The following is a 14,110-nucleotide window of genomic DNA, read 5'->3' as shown; positions in this document are numbered from 1 at the left end:
GAGCTTTCGGTAGGGACTTTACGTCCCTACCGCACTTTTATCTGCTGCAGGCTTCTTCCTGAAATGAAATGCTCATGGTAAGGTAACATTACAGTGCAGTTTCATTGCGTGAGGGGAGAATGGGGCCATGAGCATCATGCGTAAGATGATCTTCGGTTATGTGATTCTGATCTTTATTCCGGTCATTGTCTTTGGTTACCTATACTATTCTCAAATCTATAACAACTTGACGAAGCAATTTGTTGAAAGCCGACAGAAAATACTAGAGCAGGCTTATGCCAATCTCAAAACGGATTTTACCCGTATTCAATCCGTGCAACGAATGCTCCAATACAACCCGTATGTCACAGATTACCTGGATGGGATATACCAGACAGATGCTGAAAACGTTTATGTGTTTCTTCGTTATATCCGTCCGTTATATACCCAGTTGTTTTTTGCCCATCCGGAAATCAAATCGATTGAGATCTACAATATGAAGGACGATGTGTTCCCCATTCCGGATCATTTTTTGGACCGATCCCAACTCGACCCGCAGAGGGAGGAGATTGTCCGCGATTTGAAGGCGGGGAGCGGGATATGGGTCTTTGCTGATTCGAATACGTCGGAGTTGATCTATTATCAATATTTATACAATACTCAATACACGGAGAGGATCGGACTTCTGGAGATGCGGGTCAGCAGCCGCCTCATTGCTGATTTTTATAAAGGGGCAGGTGTTGAAGGGAACTGGGCAGCCGTACTCCTCCCCAAGGAAGGCGAACCGCGGATTGCGAACATAGGCGGAATCAATTTCAACGAGAAGACACTGCGGCAATTACAAGCAGAGGAGAGTCCGTTCTCGATTGATCGGAAGACGATTATCAACCAACTTGAAATAGATGAGCTTGGGGTTCGCCTGTTTGTCATTGGGGAAGTTCACAACGTATTTCAATCCATCAAGCAGAGAGAGCAAGTCATGGTGATGATCATTGTACTGCTGCTGCTTGTGTTGTCAGTGACTTATTATATGCTGGCTACCAACATTACCAAGCGCATTTTAAGATTGGCTCGACATATGCGCAACTTAGATGATGAAAATCTGAAGCAGCGTATGATCAAGCATGATCGGCTTATCTCCAATGATGAGATTGGATTCTTGACGGAAACGTACAATACGATGCTCCAGCGGATGGATGAACTGATTAACAATGTTCATCGTGCTGAGCTACGAAATAAAGAAGCCGCTTACAAAGTGCTGCAAGCTCAAATTAAACCGCATTTTCTCTACAATACGCTGGAAACGATTCGAATGATTGCTGAGTCCAACAATGACAAGGAAGTAGCCGATATTTCCTTTTGGTTCGGGCGGTTGATGCGTTATAGTCTAACGTCCGAGCAAGATGTAACCGTTCTCGAGAAGGAAATCGAAATGGTCACCTTCTATCTCAACATTCATCAAATGCGATTGCAAAGCAGGCTAACTTACGAGATTGATGTCGCTGTCAACGCGGACTCCATCGCTTGCCCCCGGTTTATTTTACAGCCGTTGATCGAGAATAGCGTTATCCATGGGGCTTCCGCTATTATACGCCCAGTACACATCCGTCTTCATGCCAGCGAGGACGAACGGGAGATACGGATCGTTGTTCAGGATAACGGGAATGGAATTTCTGCGGAGAAGTTAGCTGTCATACAGTCTCGGCTATCAGGTCATCACGTGGCAACAGAAGCTCAGTCCGAAGGAGGCGTGGGGCTTATGAACGTGAATGAGAGAATCAAGTCTTTCTTTGGCGGTGATTCAAGGATCGAGATCTCGAGTGAACCGGGAAAAGGGACGAGTCTCTGGATCTTCATCACGAAAAGGATGGAGGCTAACGATGAGAATATTGACGGTTGATGATGAACCATTGATTCTAAACGGACTAGTCAAGATCATCCGGGAAGCTGCGCCTTCAGGGACTGAAGTGCGAGAAGCGCTAAATGCGTATGAAGCGCTTGCGTTAATGAAGGACTTTGTGCCGGATGTTACGATAACCGATCTTAACATGCCTGAGAAAAATGGATTTCAGCTTATTGAGGAAGCCAAACAGAGCGGATGGTGCGATCGTTTTATTATTCTAACAGGCTACGATGAATTTGAATACGTACGTAAAGCGCTGCGTGCCGGAGTGGTAGATTACCTGCTTAAACCGATTGACAAAATTGAAATCGCTTCATTACTGGAGCGTGTCCAGGGAGAACTGCCAAGTGATTTTGATGCGGAATACACTTGCCATGCCCAACGTATTCTGACGTACATGAAAACGCACTTCAGGAAGGATCTTTCACTTGACCATCTAGCGGATATGATGAATCTTCACCCGAACTATATCAGCAGTTTGTTCAAAAAAGAAACCGGCCACACCTTCGTGAATTATCTGAATATGCTCCGGATTAAAGAGGCTCAGAAGCTGCTCTTAGCACAGCGTGACCTTCCGGTTTGTGCCATTGGGCAACAGGTCGGATATGATAACAAGCATTACTTTACGAAGGTGTTCAAGAAATATACAGGTACGACGCCGGGCGCCTATCGAAATAGCGAGAACTTGAGTGCTATTGAAGGGGGGATGGAATCGTGATTTGGAAAGATCATACATTTGGAGATATGATTGCGCGCTATGTGAAAGATGAACATACGGAGCAAGTGGGGTTAATGTTATTACCGCAAACTACAGTATCGCAGGTATGCCCTAAGAAATTTAAGATCGATTCATTAGTGCAACTCAAATTTATCGGAGATGCGTATCCTGGTGCTTTTGCTCATGGTCATTCCATGCGAGGCAGCGGGACGATCGACGGGCTGAAGTTTGGAGAGATCCGTGAAATTGGGCGCGACGACGGCACAACCGTCGTTACTGAATGGCGCAGCTCCAATTCATGCAGAATCGAACATCATTTACTCCATTATGAGGGATATCACGCGTTGGAATCTTACACGGTCATCCGGAACGACAGCGAGGTGCCCGTGACCTTAGAAATGCTCTCCTCCTTCTCGATAACAGGACTCACTCCGTTTGCAGAAGATGATGCTCCTGAAACTCTCTTTCTTCATCGTTTATTAAGCTCATGGTCTGCGGAAGGACGTCTCGTGTCCAGCGCCATTGAAGATTTGAATCTTGAACCGGCTTGGGCACCGTTTGGAACAAGATGCCTGCGATTCGGCCAAGTAGGTTCCATGCCAGTACGTGGATATTTCCCGGTTGCATTTATGGAAGATACCGGTTCCGGCGTAACCTGGGGCGTTCAAATCGCTCATCCTGCCTCTTGGCAGATCGAAGTCGGAAGAACAGACCAGGCTTTATCAATGTCGGGTGGATTGGCGGACAGAGAATTTGGCCATTGGACCAAGACGCTTGAACCAGGTGAGACGTTTCAAACCCCCAGTGCTTATCTTACAACCGTAGCAGGCGGTGTGGACCGTGCTGCCGCGCGATTAACCGGGATTCAAGCCCGTTCACTACTCCATGGTCCGGCTGTGGAAGAAGATTTACCGATTATCTTTAACGAGTATTGCACAACCTGGGGCTCCCCGACAGCCGAAAATCTTCATCAAATAGCCGAACAACTCAAAGATAAAGGGATTCGTTATCTTGTGATCGACAGCGGCTGGTATAAGAAAGAAGGAACGAACTGGTACAACAGTATGGGGGATTGGGATATCAGCCCCATCGCATTTCCCGAAGGATTCAAGCCCACTGTCGAACATATTCGAAAATGCGGGATGATTCCCGGGATCTGGTTCGAGATCGAGGTATGTGGTGCGGAATCCACGGCATTCCATTGGGTGGATCATCTTCTTAAACGTGATGGATTGCCGATTACGACGGGGGGGCGGCGGTTCTGGGACTTCCGAGCTCCCTTTGTCTTTACCTATTTGAAAGAGAAAGTGATTGGTCTCATCAAACATTATGGCTTCGGATATCTGAAAATCGACTATAACGATAGCCTGGGGATTGGCTGTGACGGTGCAGAATCGCTTGGCGAAGGATTGCGTCAGCAGATGCTGGCAGTCCAGGACTTCTTCCGGTTAATCAAACAGGAAGTGCCGGATCTTGTCATTGAAAATTGTGCCTCTGGTGGACACCGTCTGGAGCCTACCATGGTTGGATTAACGAGCATGTCGTCCTTCTCGGACGCACACGAATGTGAGGAAATCCCGATCATTGCGGCAAATATGCATAGAGTGATTTTACCGAGACAAAGTCAGATCTGGGCTGTGCTCAGGAAAAATGACAGTTTGCAGCGATTGGTATACTCGCTCGCCAGTACAATGCTTGGCAGAATGTGCTTATCCGGCGACATTCATGAGTTGAATCCGGAACAGTGGAGTAAGGTAGATGAGGCGATTTCCTTCTATAAGCTCGTATCTCCAATCATTAAGGAAGGGACGACGAATCGTTTCGGACCTCGGGTGCCCAGCTATCGCCATCCTCGAGGATGGCAAGGGATCACACGCACCTCTGCAGACGGATCTCAATTGATGGCGGTCATTCATACCTTTGGAGGTGACAACCCGGAATGGATCAGACTTCCGCTTCCTGGAGCTGGGCACTACCAAATCAAGCAGGTCTTTTCGGATGGAAACGCAGATGTCAACGTGGAGGGCAGCGAGCTCATTTGTCGATTAAGTCAACCCTTTTCTGCCGTCTGTTTGCTTCTTACAGAAATGTAATCCGACGTGGAATGAAAGGAATGAGGTGATGAAATGCGTATTGATGCGCACCAGCATTTCTGGAAGATCGATCGCGGCGATTATGGCTGGATCACACCAGAACTGCCGATCCTTTACCGTGATTTTTTGCCCACCGATCTTGAACCGTCTTTGCATAAGCATCAAATCGATAAGACTATTTTGGTCCAGGCGGCCCCGACTGTGGAGGAAACTGAATTTATTCTTCAATTAAGTGAAACCGCTGATTTTATTGCTGGCGTCGTAGGCTGGCTGGATCTTGAGGCGCCGTCTTACAGGGAGCAATATGAGCGCTTTGCTCAACATCCTAAATTTATAGGATTTCGCGTGATGATACAGGACATGGAGGACCCGAACATCATATTATCACCCGCTTATATTGAAGCGCTCTCTTATTTTGCGGATCGGGATGTACCGATTGATTTGCTAGTCCTTTCTCACCAATTGCCGCAGCTTGTTCAATTGCTGGAGCGGGTTCCGCATCTTCGAGGAGTTGTGGATCATATGGCGAAGCCGCTCATCGCTTCAGGGGAAATCGAGCCGTGGAGAAGCCAAATGGCTGAAATTGCGAAGCATACAAGCATCTACTGCAAGCTCTCTGGTATGGTGACGGAGGCGAACCGAGAATTCTGGAAGAAAGAAGATTTTACCGCATATGTCAATGAAGTTCTCGATTTATTCGGCCCAGAACGTATCATGTTCGGCAGCGATTGGCCGGTCTGTCTCCTGGCAGCGACCTATGATGAGGTGGTGGACTTGTTCCGGTATACCGTGCGGGATCGGCTGACACCGGAAGAGACTGAAGCGGTCTTTGGCGGCAACGCTGCGAAATTTTACAAGTTGTTATCCATGGGAGGGTGACGCGATGCAATACCGGAAGTTGGGAAAGACGGGGTTGGACGTATCGGCGTTAAGTTTTGGAGCTTCTTCGCTTGGGGGAGTATTTCGAGACATTCAGAAGGAGGAGGGGATCCGCACAGTTCATACCGCCATCGATATGGGAATCAACTTGATTGACGTTTCTCCCTATTACGGCTTGACTCAAGCGGAAACGGTGCTGGGGGAAGCGCTGAGATCGGTTCCTCGGGACCGTTATGTGTTGTCCACCAAAGCAGGGCGTTATGGACAAGACGAGTTTGATTTTTCGGCGAATCGGGTGATTCAAAGTGCGGAGGAAAGCATGCGGCGCCTTGGGACGGACTATCTCGACATCCTGTTGCTGCATGACATCGAATTTGGTTCGGTAAAGCAAGTGCTGGAGGAAGGGATTCCCGCACTCGAACAGCTGAAGCAATCCGGGAAAATTCGCTTCTTTGGCGTATCAGGGCTGCCGTTGAATATATTTAATATGGTGTTGTCCCATACGACGCTGGACGTGATTTTATCGTACTGTCATTATTCCTTGAACGACTCTACGCTGCTAGAACTGCTTCCGCTGCTGGAACAGCAAGACGTTGGTTTGATCAATGCTTCACCGTTATCTATGGGATTGCTGAGCAATCGGGATGTGCCGGAATGGCATCCTGCGAGTGAGGAGATCAAAGCGGTATGCCGACGTGCTGCTGAGTTGTGCCGAAGCCAAGGTACGGATATCGCCAAGCTGGCCATTCAGTATTCGACGGCAAATGAACGCATCACGACGACGCTGGTTAGTACGGCAAATCCGGAAAATATTCGCAACAACATTATGTGGACGGAAGAACCCCTGGATGAATCCTTGCTGAAGGAGGTTCTGGAGATCCTGAAGCCAATTGACGGTAAAACTTGGCCAAGCGGGAGCCCGGAATGGGGCGGAGCGCCTGCACATCAGAACGGGGGGCGAACTTCATGAAGGGGATCATCTGCGAAGATATCGGACGGTTCTTTTTTCGAGAAGACCTGCCGGAGCCGCAAATCGGGGATGGGGAGGCGATTGTGAAGATCCGTAGAGTGGGGATTTGCGGAACCGATCTGCATGCGTACCGGGGGAACCAGCCTTATTTTACGTATCCGCGGATATTAGGGCATGAGTTGTCAGGAACGATTGAGCACATTGGGGAGAATCGGGAAGGGTTTCGAGCCGGAGATCAGGTAAGTGTAATTCCGTACCTTCATTGCGGCCAATGTCGTGCCTGTTGCAGCGGCAAAACGAACTGCTGCCAACAAATGAAGGTGCTTGGCGTTCATATTGACGGCGGAATGCGGGAAAGAGTGGCAGTCCCGATATCACATCTGATTCGAACGGAAGGACTAACGTTGGATCAGTCCGCGATGCTGGAACCGCTTGCGATTGGCGCTCACGCCGTCAGACGTTCAGGACTAAAGGCAGGCGATGAAGTGCTGGTCATCGGTGCTGGTCCGATCGGGTTAGGCGTTATGGCCATGGCTGGTTATGCCGGTGCGAAGGTGATTGCGATGGATGTGATCGAAGAACGTCTTGAGTTTTGCAAGGTGTGGGCAAAAGCTGAACATACCGTAAATGCGCTGCAGGCACCAAAGGAATGGTTAGCTAACCATACGGATGGCAATTTTCCAGCCTTTGTGATCGATGCCACCGGGAATGCTGCGTCCATGGAAAACGCCTTTGGACTTGTCGGCCATGGTGGAACCTTAACATTTGTCGGATTGGTAAAAAACACGATCACCTTCAACGATTCCGATTTTCACGCGCGCGAAATGACCGTACAGGGCAGTCGAAACGCGACGAGAGAGGACTTTGTGCGCGTGCTTGCGGCGGTGTCAGAAGGCAGCATTGACATCGGCTCTTATATCACCCACCGTTGTGCATTTGAAGAGATGATCGATCATTTCGAGAAATGGCTCCAGCCTGAATCCGGGGTGATTAAAGCACTGGTGGAGCTGGAATAACCGAATGAAGCACTTTCGCACATTCTGCGGACAGGAGGAAGAGCATGACGAGCATGGCTAGTACGGAACAGAAGCACCGATTGTGGTACGGTAAGCCCGCCTCAGAATGGAACGAGGCTTTACCTATCGGCAACGGCAGACTAGGTGCAATGATTTTTGGAGGTATAGCGGAGGAGAAGCTGCAGCTTAACGAGGATTCCGTATGGTACGGTGGGCCTCGCAATCGAAATAATGAGGATGCTTTGCCTCATTTGCCTGAAGTTCGCAGGTTGATTCTGGAAGGGCAACTTCAGAAGGCTGAAGAACTGGCGGCGATGACGATGGCCGGAACGCCGGAAGCGCAGCGACACTATTTGCCGCTTGGGGATTTACTCCTTTCTTTCGGTCATCATGGGGAGCATGCCGAGGACTATGTACGGGAGCTGGATTTGGAGCACGGGGTAGCCCGGGTCAGCTATCGAATTGGCGGGGTGCGATATACCCGTGAGATGTTTGCCAGTTATCCGGATCAGGCGATCATCATTCGGGTGTCCGCGGACAAGGAGGCGGCTGTATCACTCAAAGCCCGATTTAATCGCCGGGAATGGCGATATTTGGAGCAGACAGCCAAATGGGAGAAAAACGGGTTAGTGATGCGAGGGGAGTGCGGTGGTAAAGGAGGCAGCTCTTTTTGCGCTGTATTGAAGGCGCTTCCCGAAGGTGGGACTTGCCGGACTTTGGGAGAATATTTGTTAGTGGAAGGGGCCGACGCGATCACTCTGCTGCTCGCGGCGGGTACAACGTTCCGCCAGCCCGATCCGGAGCTTTCCTGCAAACAACAGTTGACTGAACTGAGTCGGTTCACTTATCCGGAGTTGCGAGTCCGGCATATCGCAAATTATCAGGAACTGTATGGGCGAGTAAATCTGGAGCTTCCGGAGAGCCCGGAACTTCAAGCACTGCCTACCGATGAGAGGCTGGACCGTCTCCGGAAGGGGGGAGAGGACCATGGACTGATCGCTACCTATTTCCAATTTGGACGTTATCTGCTGATCTCCTCCAGTCGGCCCGGATCATTGCCAGCTAACCTTCAGGGCATCTGGAACGACAGCTTCACCCCGCCTTGGGACAGCAAGTTCACGATTAATATCAACGCCCAAATGAACTACTGGCTGGCTGAAAATTGCAACTTGGCTGAATGTCATGAACCGCTGTTCGATTTGATTGAACGGATGAGAGAGCCCGGACGGGTGACAGCCCGCACGATGTATGGCTGTCGCGGATTCACGGCGCATCACAATACAGATATTTGGGCTGACACCGCTCCGCAGGACACGTACCTTCCAGCTTCTTTCTGGCCAATGGGCGCCGCATGGTTGTGCCTGCATTTATGGGAGCATTACCGGTTCAGCCAAGATGCCTCCTTTCTGGAGCGTTCCTATGAGACGATGAAGGAAGCGGCACTGTTTCTGCTCGATTATTTGATCGAGGACGAAGAAGGGCGCCTGATCACCTGTCCTTCGGTCTCGCCGGAGAACAGCTATAAGCTGCCGAACGGGGAAACGGGCGTGCTCTGCTCCGGGGCTTCAATGGACTTTCAGATTATTGAAGCGCTGTTTGAAGCTTGCATCCGCAGTTCGGAAATCCTTGGACGGGACGAGGCGTTTCGCGAGGAACTTGTTACTACACTGAAGCGGCTGCCTGAGCCGCAAATTGGCAAATATGGACAAATTCAAGAGTGGATGGAGGATTACGAGGAACTGGAGCCAGGGCATCGTCATATTTCCCATCTATTCGCCCTTTATCCGGGTGAAGGCTTTAGCGTGGATCGGACACCGGAACTTGCTGCAGCTGCAAGAAAAACGCTGGAACGCAGATTAGCTCATGGCGGAGGACACACGGGTTGGAGTCGGGCGTGGATCATTAACTTCTGGGCCAGACTGCGAGATGGCTCGAAGGCCTTTGAAAATGTAAAAGAGTTGCTTAAACACTCCACTTTACCTAATCTGTTCGACAATCATCCTCCGTTTCAGATTGATGGGAACTTCGGTGGAACCGCAGGGATTGCCGAGATGCTGTTGCAAAGTCATGAAGGAGTCATTCAGTTATTACCTGCGTTGCCTGAGGCTTGGAATGAGGGGAAGGTAAGCGGACTTCGGGCCCGGGGAGGATTTACAGTTGATTTCACTTGGGCAGCGGGCAAAGTGACGGAAGCACAGGTCACGTGTTCTGTAACAGGGACATGTCGTTTGGTTGCCCCTGGTCTTGAACCAGTGACATTTGCAGGGGAGGCAGGGCGAACTTACGTATTTCGGCAATAAGGCGAAGGGCGAATAAGGTGATGCTCCGGCGGGTGGATAACGAGCTGCCGGAGCATCAACATCCATGAGGGGGATATATGGGATATGATGTTATTCCACATAAAACACTTCCGCGCTTGGATGCTCACCATAGTTCCCGAAGCCCTTGCCGAATAACGTCAAACCGCCTGGATAACGGGCGTCCGGCTCCACGGATAGACGCAGCGTCCATTGCTTCTGCCGAATGTCAATGTCGTGAAGGGTGACGTCGGACATCTTCAAGCCGTCCATATACGTCCCGTCCAACGTAATTCGTAGACGTTTCAGCAGGCCATATTGATTCGCCTGTCTTGGCCACCACTCAGGGGTATATTTTCCAGGCAGCTCTCCGTAATCGCCAGGGCTCGTCCAGATGCCCAAAACCTTGCCATTCAAGGTAAACGTAATATCCGAAGGATAATCGTCCTTGGTTCCGGGAGCTTCGGACGCGATTTCCATCGTAAAGACCAGCTCCTCGGGCTTCTGGGAAGACAGCAAGTAATTAGGGGTTTTGTATTCGATATACCCCGTGCCAAACCAGAGAATCGCAGCATGAATCCGCTCCGGGTCCCAGAAATACCTAGGATCGTCAAAGCTGCCGATGATTTTGTCAGTTGTTGCAATGCCGCAGGTTGGCTCGATGTGAAAATCGGAGTAATGGCCAACCGGGATTTCAACCCGGTGGCTTTTGCGCTCGACTGCCGTTTGGGCAGGAAACTGAATTTCTGCGCCGGAGACAGCGAGTGAACAAATCTTCTGCAAACCGCTCTTGCCAGGCGCCATATGGGTGGCGACGAGACCGCATTCTGACAGCTTGCGCACATGCATGGTCATAATCGCGCTGGATAGCCCTACGGCTGCGGCTAACTCCTTAATGTTCATCGGGCGGTTGGCTAACAGACGCAGAATATGCAGACGAACTGGACTTGCCAGTGCCTCATACACGGGCAGCGATTGTTCAGATAAATCAAGCTTCAAGATGCCTTCACCTCACCCGAATTTTAGTTAATCATTATATTAACGAGAAATGTATTGTTTGACAAGCATCTTCCATGTAGTTGTAAAATTTGGTAGAATAATTGACGGGGTTATGGTCGTTTGCCTATAATATTAAGTGAGTAGTTATTTAATTAATATTTATATTAACTAAGGAGTGAAATGACAGATGCCACTGCATGGAGTGTTAAATGCCGATTCCGGCAAAGGAACGATTAATCGCAATATTTACGGTCATTTCTCTGAGCATTTAGGTCGCTGTATTTACGAGGGATTTTGGGTTGGAGAGGATTCCCCGATTCCAAATACCAATGGCATTCGCAACGATGTTGTGAAAGCGCTTAAACAAATTCGAATTCCGGTGCTGCGCTGGCCGGGCGGCTGTTTTGCCGATGAATATCATTGGAAAGACGGCATCGGGCCGAAGGAAGCCCGTAAGCGGATGGTCAATACCCATTGGGGCGGCGTGGTGGAAAATAACCATTTCGGGACCCACGAGTTTATGGAGCTTTGCCGGCAGCTGGGCTGCGAGCCTTACATTAACGGCAACCTGGGCAGCGGAACCGTTCAGGAAATGTCGGAGTGGGTGGAATATCTGACTTTTGACGGCGTATCGCCGATGGCTGAGCTGCGGGCGCAAAACGGACGCAAGGAGCCTTGGAAGGTGACCTACTTCGGTGTTGGCAATGAGAACTGGGGCTGCGGCGGCAACATGCGCCCGGAATATTATGCTGACGAGTATCGCCGGTATCAGACGTACGTCCGTAACTATGGGGATAATCGAATTCACCGGATCGCCTGTGGTCCAAATTCGGACGACTATAATTGGATGGATGTGTTGATGCGGGAAGCCGGACGCTTTATGGACTCCATCACGCTGCACTACTATACGCTGCCCAACGATAATTGGCAGGATAAAGGGGCGGCGACCGGGTTCGACGAGTCTGCCTGGTTTGCCACGTTGCGAAAAGCCCTTCGCATGGATGAGCTCATCACTCGCCACCGCACGATCATGGATAAATACGATCCGGAGGGCCGAGTCGGTTTGATTGTGGATGAATGGGGAACCTGGTACAACGTGGAGCCGGGGACCAATCCTGGATTTTTGTATCAGCAAAATACGATGCGCGATGCGCTTGTCGCCGGACTTACACTGAACATCTTCCACAAACATAACGAGCGCGTACGGATGGCGAACATCGCTCAAACCGTCAACGTGCTTCAGGCCGTCATCCTCACGGAAGGCGAGAAAATGATCTTGACGCCAACGTACCATGTGTTCGATATGTATAAGGTTCACCAGGACGCTGAGCTGCTGGATCTGTCGCTGGAAACAGGCAGCTACAAGCTGGAAGACAACGAGATTCCGGCGGTGACAGCTACCGCATCGCGGGATGCAGAAGGCAAAATCCATCTCAGCTTCTGTAACCTGCAGCCTCATGCGAATACACAGGTAACGATCGACATCCGGGGCTTGGCCGGCAACAGCTTGGCGGTGACTGGCACCACATTAACCGGCGATTCGATTGACGCCCATAATACGTTTGCGCAGCCGGAAGTCGTGAAGCCGCAGCCGTTTGAAGCATTTAAACTGGATGGCGGTAAGCTGACGGTTGATTTGCCGGCGAAATCGGTGACGACGCTGGAATTGGCTGCGAGGGGATAACGTTACATGGCGGATACCTCATGCAAAGCGTGCCGGGACGATTACCGGGTGACGGAGGAGCAGATCCAACGTTTGCTGAAAACGACGGCGTTTGCGCCCGAACGCAGGGTGAGTGAGGAGCAGTATCAGGAGAGACTTCGTGCATGCGAAGCGTGTCCGAAGCTGATGGACGGGGTGACTTGCACAGTCTGCGGTTGTATCATTCCGGTAATCGCCTGGCTCAAGGAACGGCATTGTCCGCTGCCGGGCGGAGGATTGTGGGCGAGCATTGAGGCGTAATAGGAAAGGCTTCGACTTTATGGCAGCAGGGTGATTCCTTGCTTGTGCATAAAGGCGGAGCCTTTTTTGTTTGGATGGAGTCCAGTTATTTCGCTTCCTCCAACAGTTCCTTTGTATTGTTGCGCACGTTCCCGACGGCAGACGAGACCGGGTACGCCCGCATTTTCGCGGCATCGTAAGGTTGCAGCAGCTTTAGCAGCGAGCCCGTATCCGTGTTGTCCCGGGCCAGCCACTCGGCTTCATGCGCAGGTTGCAGGATCACGGGCATCCGGTTGTGGATCTCGGCCATCAGCGAGTTGGGCTCCGTGGTGATGATCGTACAGGTCGCCAGCTTGTTGCCTTGCGGATCGGTCCAAATGTCATACAGACCGGCGAAGGCGAAGGGGCTGCCGTCTTTCATGACGATCCGATACGGCTGCTTGCCTCCGGCCCGCTGCTGCCATTCGTAGAATCCGTCGGCAGGGATGAGGCAGCGCCGGGTCGTCAGCAGCTTTCGAAACGCCGGTTTGTCTGGAAGCGACTCAGCGCGGGCGTTGATCATGCTGGCACCGATCTTGTCCTCCTTCGCCCAGGAAGGCACCAGGCCCCAGCGCAGCTCACCCAGCCGGTTGCCCTGCTTGCCTTCAATAATGGCGGGGATGAACTGCATCGGGGCTACATTATAGTTTGGGGCGAATTTCGCCAGCCGATTTTCCATGATGAGATACCGGACAATCAGCTCGTCCAGAGGAAGTGTAATCGTAAAGCGGCCGCACATAAGGAGACCTCCATCGTAAGATCTAATTGTGCTATTCAAGTTCTTCGGACTCGTTTCGTAAGACGTATTTGGATGTAATCATTGTAATCGATTTGCCTGCGGGCCTGCCAGTCACACTTGAAGTACGCTGCACATTGCTTAAGTCGCTTATTTCGTTCACCTAAATGCAAAAGTGCAGTTCATTTTCCTCAAAAGCGGGTTTTCAGGCGACTTAAATGTAAAAGCGGCTAGGCCCCCTAAATCCGGAGTCCTGACCTACAAGTTTTGTGTTATCGCAGTCTAGCTCATTTTCTTGTGTGTTTACATCGATTTATGGAACTTTGAGGTATCCTCTAGCATTTTGACCCATAACGAAAACTTCATGGGAGCCATATGCTTCAGGCTACCATGCATTCTTCGATAATTATAAAAGTCCATATATTGATCAAGTGCGATAAACGCTTCTTCAAACGTCATAAATTCTCGTCTGCTAAACAAGTCGCGTTCCAATATGCTATGAAATGATTCGATATAGGCATTCATATTGGGAGTCCTTG

12 protein-coding genes are annotated in these 14,110 nt (G+C 50.5%); 9 read left to right on the top strand and 3 right to left on the bottom strand.

Annotation, left to right across the window (positions count from 1 at the left end; all coding sequences use genetic code 11):
• Window positions 1-127 precede the first annotated feature (127 nt).
• The 7 genes from M891_RS0116315 to M891_RS0116285 are packed head-to-tail and all read left to right on the top strand — an operon-like array spanning window position 128 to window position 9,858.
• Window positions 128-1,879 carry a sensor histidine kinase gene (locus tag M891_RS0116315; RefSeq protein WP_028539576.1) on the top strand — a complete coding sequence of 584 codons (1,752 nt, stop codon included), beginning with the start codon at window positions 128-130 and terminating at the stop codon, window positions 1,877-1,879.
• On the top strand, window positions 1,860-2,600 hold the full coding sequence (locus M891_RS0116310; RefSeq protein ID WP_028539575.1) for a response regulator transcription factor: 741 nt from the start codon (window positions 1,860-1,862) through the stop codon (window positions 2,598-2,600). Before M891_RS0116315 ends, M891_RS0116310 begins: the two co-directional genes overlap by 20 nt.
• A complete protein-coding gene (locus M891_RS0116305; protein ID WP_051417053.1) occupies window positions 2,597-4,693 on the top strand; it encodes a glycoside hydrolase family 36 protein in 2,097 nt (698 codons plus the stop codon). The genes M891_RS0116310 and M891_RS0116305 overlap by 4 nt, the downstream gene beginning before the upstream one ends.
• A 33-nt stretch (window positions 4,694-4,726) precedes the next feature.
• Complete coding sequence (locus M891_RS0116300) at window positions 4,727-5,572, top strand: amidohydrolase family protein (protein ID WP_028539573.1); 846 nt, start codon at window positions 4,727-4,729, stop codon at window positions 5,570-5,572.
• Between the two features lie 4 nt (window positions 5,573-5,576).
• On the top strand, window positions 5,577-6,542 hold the full coding sequence (locus tag M891_RS0116295; RefSeq protein WP_028539572.1) for an aldo/keto reductase: 966 nt from the start codon (window positions 5,577-5,579) through the stop codon (window positions 6,540-6,542).
• The gene (locus M891_RS0116290) at window positions 6,539-7,558 is read left to right on the top strand and encodes a zinc-binding alcohol dehydrogenase family protein (RefSeq protein WP_028539571.1); all 1,020 of its coding nucleotides are present in this window, start codon (window positions 6,539-6,541) and stop codon (window positions 7,556-7,558) included. Before M891_RS0116295 ends, M891_RS0116290 begins: the two co-directional genes overlap by 4 nt.
• Window positions 7,559-7,611: 53 nt before the next feature.
• Entirely contained in the window at window positions 7,612-9,858 is a 2,247-nt protein-coding gene (locus tag M891_RS0116285) for a glycoside hydrolase family 95 protein (RefSeq protein ID WP_028539570.1), read from the top strand.
• 90 nt (window positions 9,859-9,948) lie between these two features.
• Here M891_RS0116285 and M891_RS0116280 read toward each other — a convergent pair whose 3' ends face one another.
• Window positions 9,949-10,854, bottom strand: coding sequence for an ArsR/SmtB family transcription factor (locus tag M891_RS0116280; RefSeq protein ID WP_028539569.1), 906 nt, complete (start codon window positions 10,852-10,854; stop codon window positions 9,949-9,951).
• 187 nt (window positions 10,855-11,041) lie between these two features.
• Here M891_RS0116280 and M891_RS0116275 point away from each other — a divergent pair, with 187 nt between their 5' ends.
• The gene (locus tag M891_RS0116275; RefSeq protein ID WP_028539568.1) at window positions 11,042-12,538 is read left to right on the top strand and encodes an alpha-N-arabinofuranosidase; all 1,497 of its coding nucleotides are present in this window, start codon (window positions 11,042-11,044) and stop codon (window positions 12,536-12,538) included.
• A gap of 6 nt (window positions 12,539-12,544) precedes the next feature.
• Window positions 12,545-12,817 carry a DUF6171 family protein gene (locus tag M891_RS0116270; RefSeq protein WP_028539567.1) on the top strand — a complete coding sequence of 91 codons (273 nt, stop codon included), beginning with the start codon at window positions 12,545-12,547 and terminating at the stop codon, window positions 12,815-12,817.
• An 85-nt stretch (window positions 12,818-12,902) separates the two neighbouring features.
• Here M891_RS0116270 and M891_RS0116265 read toward each other — a convergent pair whose 3' ends face one another.
• Complete coding sequence (locus M891_RS0116265) at window positions 12,903-13,574, bottom strand: SOS response-associated peptidase (RefSeq protein WP_016313141.1); 672 nt, start codon at window positions 13,572-13,574, stop codon at window positions 12,903-12,905.
• 300 nt (window positions 13,575-13,874) lie between these two features.
• Window positions 13,875-14,110: integrase core domain-containing protein (locus tag M891_RS24070; protein WP_157268824.1), on the bottom strand; the 236-nt coding region annotated here is incomplete at its 5' end.

Source organism: Paenibacillus sp. J14, assembly GCF_000518465.1.
GTDB classification, from domain to species: domain Bacteria; phylum Bacillota; class Bacilli; order Paenibacillales; family Paenibacillaceae; genus Fontibacillus; species Fontibacillus barengoltzii.
Note: the sequence above shows the minus strand (reverse complement) of the source record. Positions and strands in the feature narration are given on the sequence as shown.

Bases quoted from the DNA above. Each gene is read 5' to 3' on its own strand.
- M891_RS0116290 (WP_028539571.1), top strand. From the start codon at position 6,539: ATGAAGGGGATCATCTGCGAAGATATCGGACGGTTCTTTTTTCGAGAA.
- M891_RS0116295 (WP_028539572.1), top strand. From the start codon at position 5,577: ATGCAATACCGGAAGTTGGGAAAGACGGGGTTGGACGTATCGGCGTTA.
- M891_RS0116300 (WP_028539573.1), top strand. From the start codon at position 4,727: ATGCGTATTGATGCGCACCAGCATTTCTGGAAGATCGATCGCGGCGAT.
- M891_RS0116275 (WP_028539568.1), top strand. From the start codon at position 11,042: ATGCCACTGCATGGAGTGTTAAATGCCGATTCCGGCAAAGGAACGATT.
- M891_RS0116270 (WP_028539567.1), top strand. From the start codon at position 12,545: ATGGCGGATACCTCATGCAAAGCGTGCCGGGACGATTACCGGGTGACG.
- M891_RS0116310 (WP_028539575.1), top strand. From the start codon at position 1,860: ATGAGAATATTGACGGTTGATGATGAACCATTGATTCTAAACGGACTA.
- M891_RS0116285 (WP_028539570.1), top strand. From the start codon at position 7,612: ATGGCTAGTACGGAACAGAAGCACCGATTGTGGTACGGTAAGCCCGCC.
- M891_RS0116265 (WP_016313141.1), bottom strand. From the start codon at position 13,574: ATGTGCGGCCGCTTTACGATTACACTTCCTCTGGACGAGCTGATTGTC.
- M891_RS0116315 (WP_028539576.1), top strand. From the start codon at position 128: ATGAGCATCATGCGTAAGATGATCTTCGGTTATGTGATTCTGATCTTT.